This is a genomic window from Pseudomonas sp. RW409 (assembly GCF_003184125.1).
Lineage (GTDB): Bacteria > Pseudomonadota > Gammaproteobacteria > Pseudomonadales > Pseudomonadaceae > Aquipseudomonas > Aquipseudomonas chlororaphis_I.
This window is the reverse complement of the sequence record NZ_QHHP01000034.1, coordinates 342,514-357,773: the sequence shown is the minus strand read 5'-3', so window position 1 is coordinate 357,773 and position 15,260 is coordinate 342,514. Positions and strand designations below refer to the sequence as shown.

Here is a 15,260-nt window from a genome sequence, read left to right as displayed (position 1 = left end):
CGCTGGAAGGCTCTTCGAGCCTTATCGCAGCCTGCGGCAGCGGCTACGTGATTCACGGGCACAAAAAATCCGGCTATTGCCGGATTTTTTTGTGCCCGTGAATCACTGCATCCAGGGCGGAGGCGGTGGTTCCTCGGACTTGGTCGGTGGTGCGTCGTCGGCCATGCGCATGGCCTGGCGCCGCTCCTCGTCCAGGCGCGCCGCCTCGATCTCCCGCAGTACGCCGCCGACATCCGCCAGTTCTTCAGGATCGTCGAACTCGCCGGTCAGGACGCTGCCCGGGTGCAGGGTGCCGGCTTCGTACAGCGCCCACATCTCCTTGGCGTAACGGGTGCGCTTGAGTTCCGGGGCAAAGCGCCCGAAGTAGGACGCCATGTTGCCGACATCCCGCTCCAGCATGCTGAAGGCGTGGTTGTTGCCCGCTGCATCCACCGCCTGGGGCAGGTCGATGATCACCGGGCCCTCGGGGGTCAGCAGCACGTTGAACTCGGACAGGTCACCGTGCACCAGGCCGGTACACAGCATCAGCACGATCTGGGAAATCAGGAAGGCGTGATATTCGCGGGCCTGATCCGGCTCCAGCACCACGTCGTTCAGGCGCGGCGCGGCATCGCCGTATTCATCCGCCACCAACTCCATCAGCAGCACGCCTTCGAGGAAGTCGAACGGCTTGGGCACCCGCACCCCGGCATTGGCCAGGCGGAACAGCGCCGCCACTTCGGCGTTCTGCCAGGCATCCTCGGCCTCCTTGCGCCCGAACTTGGACCCCTTGGCCATCGCGCGAGCCTGACGGCTGTTGCGCACCTTGCGGCCTTCCTGATACTCGGCCGCCTGACGAAAACTTCGTTTGTTCGCCTCCTTGTAAACCTTGGCGCAACGTAATTCGTTGCCGCAGCGCACCACATAAACAGCTGCTTCTTTACCACTCATGAGTGGGCGCAGCACCTCGTCGACCAGACCGTCCTCGATCAGGGGTTCAATGCGTTTTGGAGTCTTCATCAGCTTTTATCAGGGGTCCTTTATTACCAAACACGCGAATGTCACTCGTTATACGGCAATCCTCGCACCACGGGGAGAGGTTACCGACCTGCGACAGTGCCAATGCACTCAATGTGCCAGGTCAACCCGTCATGCCGACACCCTCGACCGACCAGGATCATAGCCCACTGCTCGCCCACTGCTCGTCGCGAGTGCTTCGCGCTCGATCGCGAACAAGGGCTGTCCAACCCGGGCCCTCAGCGCTCGACAATCGCCGTCACGCCCTGGCCACCGGCGGCGCAGATCGAAATCAGGCCACGTCCCTTCCCCGCCACCTCCAGCAGCTTCGCCAGGTTGGCGACAATCCTCCCGCCGGTGGCGGCGAACGGATGCCCGGCCGCCAGCGAACTGCCTTTGACATTCAGCCGGCTGCGGTCGATGGAGCCCAAGGGCGCGTCCAGCCCCAGGCGGGTCTTGCAGTAATCCCCATCCTCCCAGGCCTTGAGCGTGCACAGCACCTGCGCGGCGAAGGCTTCATGGATTTCGTAGTAGTCGAAGTCCTGCAGCGTCAGGCCGTTGCGCGCCAGCAAGCGCGGCACCGCGTAGACCGGAGCCATCAGCAACCCTTCCGCGCCGTGGACGAAATCCACCGCCGCCGCTTCGCCGTCGCGCAAATAAGCCAGGATCGGCAAGCCACGTTCCTTCGCCCATTCCTCGCTGCCCAACAGCACCAGGGACGCGCCATCGGTCAACGGCGTGGAGTTGCCCGCGGTCAGGGTGGCTTTGTCGCCGCGCTCGAACACCGGCTTCAACGACGCCAGCTTTTCCAGGGTCAGGTCCGGGCGCAGATTGTTGTCGCGGGTCAGGCCGAGGAAGGGGGTCATCAGATCGTCGTGCCAGCCCTCGGCATAGGCGGCGGCCATTTTCTGATGGCTCTCCAGCGCCAGTTGATCCTGCTCGTCGCGGGGGATGTTCCAGGTTTGCGCCATCAGCTCGCAGTGCTGGCCCATGGACAAGCCGGTACGCGGCTCGCCGTTGCGCGGCAGCTCCGGCTTGAGATGCCGGGGGCGCAGTTGCAGGAAGGTCATGAGCTTGTCGCCCAGGGTCTTGCCGCGGTTGGCCTGCAGCAGGATCTTGCGCAGCCCTTCATTGACCCCGATCGGCGCGTCCGAAGTGGTATCGACGCCGCCGGCGATACCGCAGTCGATCTGCCCCAGGGCGATCTTGTTGGCCACCAGCAACGCCGCTTCCAGGCCGGTGCCGCAGGCTTGCTGGATATCGTAGGCCGGGGTGGTCGGCGACAGCCGCGAGCCGAGTACGCATTCGCGGGTCAGGTTGAAATCCCGGGAATGCTTGAGCACCGCGCCGGCGGCCACCTCGCCCAGGCGCAGGCCGTGCAGGTTGTAGCGTTCGATCAGGCCTTCCAGGGCCGCGGTCAGCATGGCCTGGTTGCTCGCAGTGGCGTAAGGACCATTGGAACGGGCAAAGGGGATGCGGTTGCCGCCGATAATCGCAACACGACGCAGCTGAGTCATGGAAAGCTCCCTATTCTGTGAGTGGCACAACCGACAAGCGTAGGTTGTATATCGAACGACCGAAGGCCCTTCGTGGTCCACACCTTTGAACCCCAGCAATCAGGCTGTTTGAAACGTAGCGAGCGAAGGCAAGACAAGGCAAAAACAGGCGAGGAACGGCCGGGGTCGCGGACGACTTTAGGGGCCTAAATGAGCATTCCGAGCCTGTTTTTAACGCAGGATTGCGCGCGAAGCCCGCAGTAGTTTTCAGACAGCCTGAACGGAGAGTGTTCCATGTCAGATCGCTACATCGACTTCGCCAACTCGTCCATCGGCCACCGCCTGGTCGGGGCCCTTGGCCTGCCGTCGCCGGTGCGTCTGGAGCGCTGGCAGGCCGGCCGCATGCGTCCGGTCGAGGGGGCGCTGCTGATCGGCGGCGGCCCGCTCACCCAGCAGGTCGGCGTCATCGCCCCGCGGCTGACCGAGAGCATCTACAGCTACGGCACCGATCCGACCCTCGCCACGGCCTGGATTCCCGGCCACGGCCCCAGGCTCAAGGCCGTGGTATTCGACGCCAGCGATATCCTGCAGACCGACCAGCTCAAGCAGTTGCGCGAATTTTTCCAGCCGCTGATGAAGAACCTCGAGCCCAGCGCGCACCTGGTGATTCTCGGCCGCGCCCCGGAAACCCTCGGCGATCCGTTCGCCGCCAGCGCCCAGCGCGCCCTGGAGGGCTTCAGCCGTTCGCTGGCCAAGGAGCTGCGCAGCGGCGCCACCCTGCAATTGCTGTACGTCGGCGAGGGCGCCGAAAGCCAGCTGGAAGGCGCGCTGCGGTTCTTTCTCTCGCCGAAAAGCGCTTACATCTCCGGCCAGGCGATCCGCCTGACCCCCTGCGCGCCCCAGGTCCAGGACTGGACCCGGCCCCTGGCCGGCGCGCGGGCCCTGGTCACCGGCGCGGCGCGCGGCATTGGTGCGGCGATCGCCGAGACCCTGGCCCGGGATGGTGCCCAGGTGGTGCTGCTGGACGTGCCCGCCGCCAAGACCGATCTCGAAGCCCTGGCCGCGCGCCTGGGCGGCCACGCGATCACCCTGGATATCTGCGCCGAAGACGCCGCGACCCGGTTGGTGGAACAGTTGCCGGACGGCATCGATATCGTGGTGCATAACGCCGGCATCACCCGCGACAAGACCCTGGCCAACATGACCCCGGAGTTCTGGGACGCGGTGCTGGCGGTCAACCTCAACGCCCCGCAGGTGCTGACCCAGGCACTGCTGGACAGCGGCACCCTGCGCGACAACGGCCGGGTGATCCTGCTGGCGTCCATCAGCGGCATCGCCGGCAATCGCGGGCAGACCAACTATGCGGCGAGCAAGGCCGGGCTGATCGGCCTGGCCCAGGCCTGGGCTCCGCTGTTGCAGGAGCGCGGCATCAGCATCAATGCCGTGGCCCCGGGTTTTATCGAAACCCAGATGACCGCGCACATTCCGTTCGCCCTGCGCGAAGCCGGGCGGCGCATGAGTTCGCTGGGGCAAGGCGGGTTGCCGCAGGACGTTGCCGAAGCCGTGGCCTGGCTCGGCCAGCCGGGCACCGGCGCGGTCACCGGGCAAGCGCTGCGCGTCTGTGGGCAAAGCGTATTGGGAGCCTGAACATGAGCCTGCAATGGAATGAGCTGGATACCCCGCCGAACCTGCCCAAGCTGTACTGGAAGGCCGCGACCCGCCGCAGGATCACCGGCACCGAGCTGCCTGAATATGGCCTGCGCCACCCGGTGAGCGTGCAGCCGGCGAAGCTTGCGGCCTATCGCCAGGTCTGCGGTTTTACCGAGAACGGCCTGCTGCCGCCGACCTATCCCCATGTGCTGGCGTTCGCCCTGCAGATGCAACTACTGACCGCCAAGGACTTTCCCTTTCCGCTGCTGGGGTTGATCCACCTGGCCAACCGCATTCGTGTGCTGCGGCCCATGGGTGGGGTCGGCAACTTGAGCATCGGCGTGCGTGTGGACAACTTGCAGCCCCATGCCAAAGGCGCGGTGTTCGATCTGTTGACCAGCGTCGACGATGCACTCGGACCTCTATGGGAAGCGCAAAGCCGGATGCTCTGTCGGGGCGTGAAACTGTCGGGTGAAGCCGCGGCCGAAGAGCCGCCGAGCGAGGCCAGCCTCAGCGAGCTGACGCGCTGGCAAGCCCCCGCCGATATCGGCCGGCGTTACGCCCGGGTGTCCGGCGACTACAACCCGATTCACCTGAGCGCGGTGAGCGCCCGAATGTTCGGCTTCCCCCAGGCCATCGCCCACGGCCTGTGGAACAAGGCGCGGACTCTGGCGGCGTTGAGCGAGCATTTGCCGGCGGCCAATATCGAGATCGCCGTGGACTTCCGAAAGCCGGTGCGCCTGCCCAGCGAGGTGTGCCTGCTGGCAAGCGCCGCGGGTTCGAGCGGTGACTTGCGCCTGACCGGCGCGGGCGACCTGGAGCATATGAGCGGGCATTGGCAACCGTTGACCTGAGCCCGCCTCAACCGCGACGAATCAGGAACACCCCCGCCAGGATCAGCACCAGCCCGGCAATCTTGCCGAGGCTGATGGGCGCCTCGCGAAAACCCGCCCAGCCGAAATGGTCCAGCGCCAGGGCCATGCCCAACTGCCCGGCGAGCACCAGGGCCATGAACAGCATGGCGCCGATCCGCGGGCCGGCGAAGGCCGCGGTGGCAATGAAAAACGCCCCCAGCAGACCGCCGCACCAGTGCCACCAGGTCAGGCTTTTCAAGGCACTCAGGCCGGGCACTTCGCGCTGGGCCATGGCCAGGACCAGCAAGGCCACAGTACCGACAAAAAACGAGATCAGCGCCGCCGCCAGCACGCTGGAAACCTGCTTGGCCAATTGACCGTTGATTCCCGCTTGCAGGGGTAGGAAAGCACCGGCAATCACCGGCAGGCACAGCAGCCACCAGACAGGGGCAGGCATAAAGTTTCTCCAAATAAAATCCAGGCTGCGGATTATAAGGCAAGTTGACGCCAAATCCGTGACGGCGCCGACAGACAATTAATTGTATATATATAACTTTCGTTCTAGCCCCCTGAAATTTCGCAAATAAAAAAACACAAGATACTGATTAATAATGTTTTATTAAAAATGTTTCCGCTCGCCACACCTTTGGTATTAGTCCCTCCGCAGGAGCAAAAACAGCCGATATATAAGTTGTTAATACCAAGTTGAGAATGGTGAAAAAAAACCCTTGGACCTTTTATAGCGACAACGGACGAAAACATCTCCAGCAACAGAACTGGGGAGTTATCGAAAACAACAAAACGTTGTAACAGGTGCAAGGAATCTCACTCATGAAAACTCAAGTCTGGTTGAAAACAAGCACAGCACTGGCCCTGATCCTGGCCCTCGGCCTGACCGGCTGCAGCAGCGGCGGTGGCGGCCACAAGAGCAGCTCCGGCAGCTCCTCGCCTGACAGCGCGGCAGGTACCGACAGTGGTTCCGGCGGCTCCGGCGACGGTTCGGGTGGCGCAGGCGGAACCGGTGGAGGCACCGCAGGCACAGGCGGGACCGGCGGAACGGGTGGCGGCACCGGTGGTACAGGTGGGACCGGCGGCGGTACCGCAGGGACAGGTGGCACTGGCGGCACCGGAGGCACGGGTGGCGGAACCGGTGGCGGTGGCGGCACCAATCCGACCAACCCGACGAATCCGACCGATCCGACTACACCCACCACTACCCCGTTGGTCACCTCGACCCTGGTGTCCGACCTTGGCACCACCATCAGCGGCGTCGGCGACGGTGTCAGCACCCTCAGTAGCGCGCTGGCTCCGCTTCCGGTAGTCGGCGGGGTCCTGCAAAGCGCGGTGAACACCTCCGGCAATGTGGTCGACACCGTAGGCGATGGCCTGACCAATGGCCTCGGCCAACTGGGTAGCGATCCACAGGCCTTGAGCAAGACCACGGCCATAGTCGGCAACGTGGTGTCGGACGTCGGCGATGGCGTCTCGGACATCAGCGGCAAACTGGCCACCAGCACCAGCAGCATTCCCCTGGTGGGCGGCGTGGTCACCCGGGTGGCGCCGGTACTCGACGGCGTCGGCAGCAAGGTCAGCATGCTCGGCGACACCCTCACCACCGTGACCAGTGGCGGCCCCCTGGGGACAGTGACAGACAAGGTGGGCAACAACCTGCTGGTACCGGTCGTCACCCTGACAGAAGGCCTGACCGGCAAGGTGGGCAGCGCGACCGGCCTGGGTACCCCGGTCGACGGGCTGGTCAGCCGGGTCGGCAGCGTGGTCGACAGCCTGGGTAACAAAATCACCACCACCGGCGGCGGCAACCCGCTGACCAATACCCTCGGTGGCACCCTGAACAACATCGGTACCACCGCCACCACGGCCGGCGGCCTGGCTACCACCAGCGGCTCGGGCACAGGTGGCGGCATCGGCGGCGCAGGCCTTCTGGAAACCGTCGGCGGTGCGGTGGTCAACCTGGGTAACGGCTTGAATGCGGGCAACACCAACACCCTGGTCAGTGCCGCGGGTGTCAGCGGTGCCTCGGTCGGCAACGTGGTGGCCTCGGTGGGTGGCGCCCTGGGCGGCACCGGTGTCGCCAATGTCGGCGCCACTGCGCCACTGGCCGGTGTCGGCGCCACGGTCGGTGCAGCGTTGAACCCGGTCACCACTACCGTCACCAGCCTGACCCAACAAGTCGGCGCCACAACCGGAGTGGGCACCCCCGTCGCCGGTCTGCTCACCCAGGTAGGCGGCGCCGTCAGCACGGTAGGCACCAGCATCACCGCCAGCGCCCCCAACCCTGTGGTGAGCACCGTCGGCCAGACCGTCAACACCGTCGGCGCTACCGTCGCCACGGTCGGCACCCTGGTCAACGGCGGCACCACCAGCGGCAGCGGGACCACGGGCACCACCGGCGTGCTGGGCGGTGTGCTCGGTGGCTTGACCGGAACCCTGGGCGGCAGCCGATAAGCGTTTTGCACCTGGCCGATTCGACGGCCCTACCTACAGCGCCTACGCTTGGTTGGAGACGAGGGATTCGATTGAGTCTCTCGTCTTTTTCTTGTCTGGAGCATGACGGTTGCAGTACTTGATCAAGGCCAAGACCCTGACAAGCGCCGCCGACTGAAGTACCTCTCGCGTTGCTGCGACTTGACCATGGAGTGTCCTATGCGCGCTTTGGCTCCCTTGCTGTTAGTCTCGCTTTGCTCATACGTCCACGCCGAAAACCTTCCCAGCTTTCTCAATAGCAACGAAACCATCCGCAACCTGCCGGTGCCCAACCTGCCGGCCGACGCCTATCGCCCCACGACCCCGGCGCCCAAGCTGGCGCCACCCACGGAACCCCAGGCCCAGCCCCTGATGATGGGCACCACCGTCAACGTCAGCACCGTGCAGATCGAAGGCGGCACCCTCTATCCGCTGAACGAGCTGGCGGAGATCTACAAGCCGCTGATCGGCCATGAAAGCACCCTGGCGCAACTGATCGAAGCCACCCGGGAAATCACTCGCCGCTACCAGCAGGACGGCTACCTGTTGTCCTACGCGTTCCTGCCGCAACAGAACTTCGACCAGGGTACCGTGCGCGTGGTCCTGGTGGAGGGCTACATCAAGGACTATCAACTGCAGGGCGATATCGGCCCGGTCTCGGCCTACCTCGACAAACTGGTGGCAAAACTCAAGGCTGAACGGCCGCTGACCCGCAAGACCTTCGAGCACTACACCACCCTGATGAGCCGCATTCCCGGGGTCACCCTGCAAGCCCAGGTGCCGCCACCGGGCACCACCGACGGCGCGGCCTACCTGATTGCCCAGGCCAGCCGCAAACCCTTCACCAGCAGCCTCAGCACCACCGACGACAACCGCAATGGCCTGCAAGCCCTGCTGGCGGTCAGCAGTAACTCGCAGACCGCCATGGGCGAGCAGGTAACCCTCAGCGGCCTGTTCCCGCCGGGGGACGATCACGAGCATTACTACCGCCTGGACTACAACCAGTTTCTCAATGACGAAGGCACCCAGCTGAGCCTGTACGGCACGCGCTACCGCGCCGACCCGGGGACCAATGTGCAGCTCGACAACGGCCTCGAACTCAAGCCCCACCGAGAGAACGATCGCTACTCCATAGGCTTGAGCCACCCGGTCATCGCATCGCCCAACGAACTGCTGATCCTCGGTTCGCGCCTGTATGCGGTCAACGACAAGACCCGCTATCAGGTGGTGGGTTATCCGCAGAGCGTCGAACTGAAAACCAACGTTCGCGCCCTGGCCTTCGAGGGCGACTGGCGCAAGGCCAACGCACGCCAACTAAGGATTCTCAGTGCCGGGGTGTACCAGGGGCTGGACGCCCTGGGCGCGAAGACCAACGACGACCTGTATGACCTGGACTTCTTCCGCGTGCGCCTGTCCGGCGTGCAGAGCGACAAGTTCTTCGACAACTGGCAAGGGGTGCTGTCGGCGGCCCTGTACTGGAGCCGCGACAACCTGCCCGACAGCGAGCGCGCGGTGTTCGGCGGGCAGAACTTCGGCCGCGGTTACCCCGACGACCAGGCGTCCGGCGACAAGGGCTGGGGCGCGGCCTACGAGGTGAACTACAGCTTCAATCGCGAAGACCGCTGGCTGCGAATCCTCCAGCCATACGTGGTGCTGGATCGCTCGCGCACCTGGTTCAACGAACTGCCGGTCAAGGGCAACAGCCTGTCATCGGCCGCCATCGGCCTGCGCTTTGGCGACGCCAAGTACTACAACATCTCCCTCGAAGCGGCCAAGCCGATGTCCGATGAAGCGCTGGACACCCACAACCGCCGCCCGCGCTACACCCTGAGTTTCAGCTACCAGTTGTAAAAAGCCCCTCAAGCCAAACGAACACGACCCGCTCAAAGGCGGGTCGTTTTGTTCAGGCGAGCATCAGAAGTCGTAGCGCACCTTGGCGGTGAAGGTGTCGGCAGAGAAGTCGGTCTTGGTCAGGTAGTTGTAGGAACCACCCAGGCTCGCTTCGTAGCTGTCGCGTACCGGCGAGGCACCGCTGGTGGTGAATGGCGTGCCCCCCAGGACAAAGGTCGAGGTGGTGTTGGCCTTGTCAGCGATGAAGTCGTGCCAGGCCATGACCCTGGCTTCCGGCTCCAGGCTGTCCTGGCCTAGATCGAACGCGGCGGCCAGGCGCGCGCCGATGCCCAGCTCGCCCACTTCGTAACGCTGGCTGGCGACATTCAATTCCACCGAGCTGCCTTTTCCCCGGTACGAATCGATCATCACGCAGGTTCAGGGATTGACCAGATGAATGTGCGGCTGCGGGAACAGCGTATTCAGGGTCTCCAGCAGGCGCACGTGGTAGATGGGTTTGCGGAACAGGTCCAGCACTTGCAGGCGCAGCAGGTCGCTGACGTCGTCCATGTCGGCATGACCCGAGGTGACGATCACCGGCAGGTGCTGGCGGGAGGTGTGATCGCGCAGTCGCCGGATCAGCGACAGGCCACTCTCCTCCGGCATGCGCAGGTCGGTGATGACCAGCGCGATGTCGGGGTGTTGAGTGAGATGGGCCAGGGCGAGCTTGACCGAGGTCGCGGTGAAGCAGCAAAAGCCTTCACCTTCCAGCAGCTCGGCCAGCTCGAGCAGCGCGTCCTCTTCATCGTCCACGAGAAGAAGCTGCTGGCGTGGAAACGAAGAAGAGCTCATGGGCAATACCTGAAAGTGACTGCGTACTGAGGGTATCGATGCCTCGATAAAGCCTTGAGGGTCCGTATTACGACTTATTCAGGTTCACCTTCTAATGCCAATTTCAGCGTCTCGAAAGTGCCGGTGATAGCGAGCGAAATATCAGGTACAAATGCCGCGATGGCCACGGCTACCATACCGGCGATAAGTGCGTATTCGATCCCTGACGCCCCCTCGTTATCCTTGAGGAAACGCAGGAGCCGGGAGGTCTGAAGGGCGATCCATTGGGTGGCGAGAATGAAGAACATCTGGTTTCTCCTCAATGCACCGAGTGTTGCAGCGTTGCAACATGATTCCCCTGTGCCACCACAGCATTGTCAACAAACTTCCAGCCAACAACTGTAAGAACTGATTAATCATTAAGTATTAGTTCGTTCCCTTGGCGTCAAAAAAACGCGGCATCGGACAGGGCGCGGAGGAGCCAAGTTATTTTCTCAACAGTAATGGCGTTTTGTTGCAGCTGTTCTACCTTCAAATAGCGAAATAGTTGCATGTTCATAGCTGCCTGATTGCGAAATTGGCTCGTTGGAATTTGCGAGTCGGTGATGCAGCGGGAAAGGGAGAGCCGTCATGAACAGTCGTATCACTATGGGGTTGGCTGGGGTGTTTCTGGTGGGGGCCCTCATTGCCGGTTACTGGGGTGTGGCATTGAGTCGTCGGCCCGCAGCGGAACCTGTAGCGCAGCCTTCCCCCACCACCGTGCAGACCGTCACCGCTTCCGCCGAAGATGCGACCCGCCAGCCCGTCGCGGTGCTGGTCCGCGACATCCCTCCATTCGTTCCCATCAAGGCTGGCGATGTCACGCTGGAGCGGCTGCGCACCGCCCCCGCCGGTAGCCTCAAAAGCCTCGATCAGGTCATCGGACGCACCCCATGGCGGGCGCTGTCGGCGGGGACCTGGCTGAGCGAGGAAAGCTTCGAAGCCGGTGGCAGCGTGGCCCGCATGATCCGTCCCGATGAGCGCGCCCTGGCGGTTGCAGTAGACGAAGTCATCGGCGCCAGCGGGCAACTGAGCCCTGGCGACTACGTCGATGTGCTGCTGTTCCTGCGCCAGGACAGCAACAACCTGCTGCCCTCGGCCCAGGTCGTGGTGCCGGCCCTGCGGGTACTTGGCATCGGCGAGCAATTGGGCCTGACCAACGATGGCAAGCCGGGCTCGCCGCCCGCCAGTGCCGAGGAAAAACTCAAACAGGACCAGCGTCGCCTGAACGCGCGCAGCGTGTTGCTGGCGGTCCCGGAACCCTTGCTGAGCCGCTTGATGCTTGCGGCCCAGGCCGGCGTGCTGCGCCTGGCGGTACGCAGCGCCGACGAGAAACGCCTGGCGCATTACTGGGCGGGCGAAAAAAGCGCATCGAAGCATCTGCAAAACGCCGACAGGTCCTTGATCCAGTTCAACCAGCTGGCCCTGTCCACCTCCCCTCCCTCCACCGGCAGAACCTTCGACGCCGCAGCGCGTCGCGCCCAGATAGAAGTCATACGCGGCATCGAAGCGAGCCAACAAACACCCTGATCATGCAAGGACACTTCTTCATGTCCAATGATTCCCAGCCCCTGTGCAAAGGCCTGATCCGGGCCCTGATGTCGAGCGGTGTGCCTGTCGAGGGCGACGTACCGCTGCGCAACCACGACCCGGACGGGTGCCACCCGTACTCCCTGGAAAACCGCAACTTCAATCAACGCAGTGGGCTATCGCAATGAGTCAGAACCTGAGCCAGACCTTCCTCGCGATCACCCGCAACGGCACCGACCTGGAATGGCTGCAAGGCGCCCTGGCGCCACTCGGGCAGGTGGTCAGCGCGGGCAGCGGCAGCCTCGACGAGTTGCTGGCGCTGGTGGATGTGACGTGCGCCAGCCTGGTCTTCGTCGGCCTCGATCGCGAGCATGTGGTCACCCAGGCGGCGCTGATCGAGGGCGCGCTGGAGGCCAAGCCGATGCTGGCCATCGTCGCCCTGGGCGACGGCATGGACAACCAGCTGGTACTCAACGCCATGCGCGCCGGGGCCCGCGACTTCGTGGCCTACGGCTCGCGCTCCAGCGAGGTAGCCGGCCTGGTACGGCGCCTGAGCAAACGCCTGCCCCAGGTCACGCCAAGCACCCAGCTCGGCGGCCTGACCGTGCTCTACGGCACCCAGAGCGATGCCGATGGCGCCCTGCTCGCCAGCCATCTGGCGCTGGTGGTGCAGAAGAGCGGCCAGCAGACCCTGTTGCTCGACCTCGGCCTGCCGCGCGGCGACAGCCTGGTGCTGCTGGGGCTGGAAAGCTCGTTCCACTTCGGCGATGCCTTGCGCCATCTGCGGCGCCTGGATGCGACCCTGATCGACAGTGCCTTCACCAGCACCGAAGCCGGGCTGCGGATCCTGGCCTACGCCGGCCATGACGAGCCGCTGGAGCGCACCAGCGCCGCCGAGCTGTACATGCTGCTCAGCGCCCTGCGCCAGCATTTCCAGCACATCGTGGTGAACCTCACCGGGCAACCGGACAGCGAAGCCCTGCGCACCTTCGTCGGCCATTGCGACAAGTTGCTCTGGTACACCGACCAGAGCGTGCTCGACTGCCGCCGCAACCTCGCGGTGCTCAACCTCTGGCGCGAAAAAGGCATGAAGCTGGAACACGCCCGCCTATTGGTCGACCGCTACCTGCGCGGGGTCGCGCCGGATGCGGAAACCCTGGGCAAGAGCTTTGCCCTGGAAGTGATCGCGGTCCTGGCCTACAGCCCCGAGGTGCGTCTCAACGCGAAAAACCAGGGCGTCACCCTGTTCGAACTGGCCCCCCGCGAAGGCCTCACCCAAGCCCTGAAGACCCTCGGCGAGCGCCTGGCCAGGCGCTCCCAAGGACTGCCCACGGCAAGGCCCGGCTGGTTCGAGCGCCTCAGGGGAAGTCGATGAGCACAGAAAAACTTTTTGGCGCCCAGCCCCACAGCCCCATCGGCAACACCGATCACGAAGGCCTGAAACTGGTGCTGCATCGCTACGTCATCGACGCCATCGAGGAGTCGGGAAAAAACCTGCTGGAAGGTTCGCGCCAGGCACTGGCACGCTTCATTACCGACAAGGTGGCCGAGTACATCTCCCGCCTGCACCTGGCGATTTCCCGCTATGAAATGGAGCGCCTGGCCGAAGAACTGGTGGACGAACTCACCGGTTTCGGCCCGCTGGAAGTGTTGCTGCGCGACCCGGCAGTGACCGAGATCCTGGTCAACGGCCCGCACCGGGTGTTCGTCGAGCGCGATGGCGTGCTGCACCAGAGCGACCTGCGCTTCATCGACGCGCACCATGTGGAGCGGGTCATGCAACGCATCCTCGCGCCCCTGGGCCGACGCCTCGACGAGTCCTCGCCCATGGTCGATGCCCGGCTGCCCGACGGCAGCCGGGTCAACGCCATCATCCCGCCGATCGCCCTCGACGGCCCTTGCCTGTCGATCCGCAAATTCCGCAAGGACATGCTCAAGAGCAGCGACCTGATGGCCATGCAGACCATCGATCAGGCCATCTTCGAATTCGTCCAGGAGGCCGTGGGCAAGCGTTGCAACATCCTGATCAGCGGCGGCACCGGCACCGGCAAGACCACCCTGCTGAATATTCTCAGCCAGTTGATCAACCCTCACGAACGCCTGGTGACCATCGAGGACGTGGCCGAACTGCAACTGGGCCATCCCCATGTGGTGCGCCTGGAAACCCGTCCGCCGAACGCCGAAGGGCACGGCGAGGTCAAGGCCAGCGACCTGATCCGCAACGCCCTGCGCATGCGCCCGGACCGGATCATCCTCGGCGAGATCCGTGGCGTCGAAGTGCTCGATGTGCTGACGGCGATGAACACCGGCCACGACGGCTCCATGAGCACCGTGCACGCCAACAATGCCCAGGATGCCCTGCTGCGCCTGGAAACCCTGGTGGGCCTGACCGGGCGCCAGGTGGCCGAACGCACCCTGCGGCAGATGATCTGCGCGGCCCTGGACGTGGTGATTCAACTGACGCGCCTGCCCGATGGCCGGCGCTGCGTCAGCGAGGTGGTGGAAGTGGTCGGCGTGCGCGAGAACATCTACGTCACCAACACCCTGTTCCGTCTGAACCGACGTAGCGGTTTCGGCTTTCTGCGCGAAGCGGCCAACCCCGCTGGCGACAAGCTGCGACGCGACGCCGACTTGCCCATCAACTGAGCCAGGGAGCGCCACCGCATGCTGGGTCCCGTGCTGCTTGCCCTCCTGTGCCTGACCCTGCTGGGGCTGTCGGGCTGGATGTTCTACAGCGGCCTGCGCCAAGCCCGCACCGCCCGGGTGCTCGACCGCCTGGCCCAGGGGCAACCGCAACCGAGCGTGGAAAAGACCTCCTGGAACCGGCTTGAAAGGGCCTTTCTGCGCGCCGGCCTCGGTCGTCCCACCGAGCGCCTGGGGCTATGGCTGGTGGTCTGGGCCGCGGGCTGCATGCTCGGGTATGGGCTGGGCAAGTGGCCGGGGTTGCTCGCCCTGCTCGTCGCGCCTCCCCTGTTGCTGCGCCTGTACATCAGTTGGCTGTACCGGCGGCGCCTCAAGCGCATGATCGAACAACTGCCGCCATTGCTCGACCATGCCGTGCGCAGCCTCAAGTCGGGACGCACCCTGGCCGACGCGGTGCTGGGCGGCATCGCGGCCGCCGACAATCCGTTGCAGCACGCCATGGGCCGGGTCCAGCGCAACGTGTTGCTGGGGGTCAACCTGCCGGATGCGGTGGCCGACTTCGCCGAACTGTACGAGCGCGATGAACTGCGCCTGTTCGCCCTCGGGCTCAAGGTCAACCACCGCTATGGCGGCAATGCCAGCGAGCTGCTGGAAAACCTGATCAAGCTGATCCGCGAGCGCGACCAGGCCGCCCGGCAACTGCGCGCCATGACCGGCGAAACCCGTATCACGGCGATGGTCCTCGCGGCCCTGCCGGTGTCACTGGCCGGCTATTTCCTGATAGCCAACCCGACCTACCTGATGAGCATGTGGAACCAGAGTGGCGGCCAGATGATGCTGCTGGCCGCCTTCGGGTTGCAGGTCGTCGGTTGCGCGCTGCTCTGGCGCATGCTGCGGAGTGTTTGAC

The 15,260-nt window shown here is 64.4% G+C and carries 14 protein-coding genes and 1 pseudogene; 9 read left to right on the top strand and 6 right to left on the bottom strand.

What is annotated here, in order from left to right:
• Positions 1 to 102: 102 nt before the first annotated feature.
• Both DK261_RS17830 and DK261_RS17825 read right to left on the bottom strand, forming a co-directional pair.
• The gene (locus DK261_RS17830) at positions 103 to 999 is read right to left on the bottom strand and encodes a PA4780 family RIO1-like protein kinase (RefSeq protein ID WP_096372983.1); all 897 of its coding nucleotides are present in this window, start codon (positions 997 to 999) and stop codon (positions 103 to 105) included.
• A gap of 236 nt (positions 1,000 to 1,235) precedes the next feature.
• Positions 1,236 to 2,513, bottom strand: coding sequence for an acetyl-CoA C-acetyltransferase (locus tag DK261_RS17825; RefSeq protein WP_101281754.1), 1,278 nt, complete (start codon positions 2,511 to 2,513; stop codon positions 1,236 to 1,238).
• Between the two features lie 273 nt (positions 2,514 to 2,786).
• On the opposite strand from DK261_RS17825, the gene DK261_RS17820 reads away from it, so the two are divergent.
• Together DK261_RS17820 and DK261_RS17815 are read left to right on the top strand one after the other, a co-directional pair.
• A complete protein-coding gene (locus tag DK261_RS17820) occupies positions 2,787 to 4,139 on the top strand; it encodes a 3-oxoacyl-ACP reductase (RefSeq protein WP_103331821.1) in 1,353 nt (450 codons plus the stop codon).
• A gap of 2 nt (positions 4,140 to 4,141) precedes the next feature.
• Entirely contained in the window at positions 4,142 to 4,996 is an 855-nt protein-coding gene (locus DK261_RS17815; protein ID WP_009046804.1) for a MaoC family dehydratase, read from the top strand.
• Positions 4,997 to 5,003: 7 nt separating this feature from the next.
• Here the strand turns inward: DK261_RS17815 and DK261_RS17810 are convergent, their stop codons facing one another.
• Positions 5,004 to 5,453 carry a DMT family transporter gene (locus tag DK261_RS17810; RefSeq protein ID WP_016703794.1) on the bottom strand — a complete coding sequence of 150 codons (450 nt, stop codon included), beginning with the start codon at positions 5,451 to 5,453 and terminating at the stop codon, positions 5,004 to 5,006.
• 374 nt (positions 5,454 to 5,827) lie between these two features.
• Here DK261_RS17810 and DK261_RS17805 point away from each other — a divergent pair, with 374 nt between their 5' ends.
• Together DK261_RS17805 and DK261_RS17800 are read left to right on the top strand one after the other, a co-directional pair.
• Positions 5,828 to 7,462 carry a collagen-like triple helix repeat-containing protein gene (locus tag DK261_RS17805; RefSeq protein WP_103331480.1) on the top strand — a complete coding sequence of 545 codons (1,635 nt, stop codon included), beginning with the start codon at positions 5,828 to 5,830 and terminating at the stop codon, positions 7,460 to 7,462.
• A gap of 198 nt (positions 7,463 to 7,660) precedes the next feature.
• Positions 7,661 to 9,331, top strand: coding sequence for a ShlB/FhaC/HecB family hemolysin secretion/activation protein (locus tag DK261_RS17800; RefSeq protein WP_009046800.1), 1,671 nt, complete (start codon positions 7,661 to 7,663; stop codon positions 9,329 to 9,331).
• Positions 9,332 to 9,394: 63 nt separating this feature from the next.
• Here DK261_RS17800 and DK261_RS17795 read toward each other — a convergent pair.
• The 3 genes and pseudogenes from DK261_RS17795 to DK261_RS17785 form a co-directional block, all read right to left on the bottom strand.
• Positions 9,395 to 9,742, bottom strand: a pseudogene (locus DK261_RS17795) (autotransporter outer membrane beta-barrel domain-containing protein); the annotation flags it as partial.
• 6 nt (positions 9,743 to 9,748) lie between these two features.
• Positions 9,749 to 10,162, bottom strand: a complete 414-nt coding sequence (locus tag DK261_RS17790) for a response regulator (protein WP_028681576.1) — start codon at positions 10,160 to 10,162, stop codon at positions 9,749 to 9,751.
• Between the two features lie 74 nt (positions 10,163 to 10,236).
• Positions 10,237 to 10,449, bottom strand: coding sequence for a Flp family type IVb pilin (locus DK261_RS17785; RefSeq protein ID WP_009046797.1), 213 nt, complete (start codon positions 10,447 to 10,449; stop codon positions 10,237 to 10,239).
• Between the two features lie 322 nt (positions 10,450 to 10,771).
• Here DK261_RS17785 and cpaB point away from each other — a divergent pair, with 322 nt between their 5' ends.
• From cpaB to DK261_RS17765, 5 genes are read left to right on the top strand one after another with little or no spacing between them, the layout of a single operon-like run.
• Entirely contained in the window at positions 10,772 to 11,710 is a 939-nt protein-coding gene (cpaB, locus tag DK261_RS17780) for a Flp pilus assembly protein CpaB (RefSeq protein WP_110176084.1), read from the top strand.
• 20 nt (positions 11,711 to 11,730) lie between these two features.
• A complete protein-coding gene (locus DK261_RS33210; protein ID WP_164485438.1) occupies positions 11,731 to 11,898 on the top strand; it encodes a hypothetical protein in 168 nt (55 codons plus the stop codon).
• Positions 11,895 to 13,085: a pilus assembly protein gene (locus DK261_RS17775; RefSeq protein WP_110176083.1), complete on the top strand. Its 1,191-nt coding sequence runs from the start codon at positions 11,895 to 11,897 to the stop codon at positions 13,083 to 13,085. The genes DK261_RS33210 and DK261_RS17775 overlap by 4 nt, the downstream gene beginning before the upstream one ends.
• On the top strand, positions 13,082 to 14,356 hold the full coding sequence (locus DK261_RS17770) for a CpaF family protein (RefSeq protein ID WP_009046793.1): 1,275 nt from the start codon (positions 13,082 to 13,084) through the stop codon (positions 14,354 to 14,356). Before DK261_RS17775 ends, DK261_RS17770 begins: the two co-directional genes overlap by 4 nt.
• 18 nt (positions 14,357 to 14,374) lie before the next feature.
• Complete coding sequence (locus DK261_RS17765) at positions 14,375 to 15,259, top strand: type II secretion system F family protein (protein ID WP_110176082.1); 885 nt, start codon at positions 14,375 to 14,377, stop codon at positions 15,257 to 15,259.
• The last annotated feature ends 1 nt before the right edge of the window (position 15,260 follow it).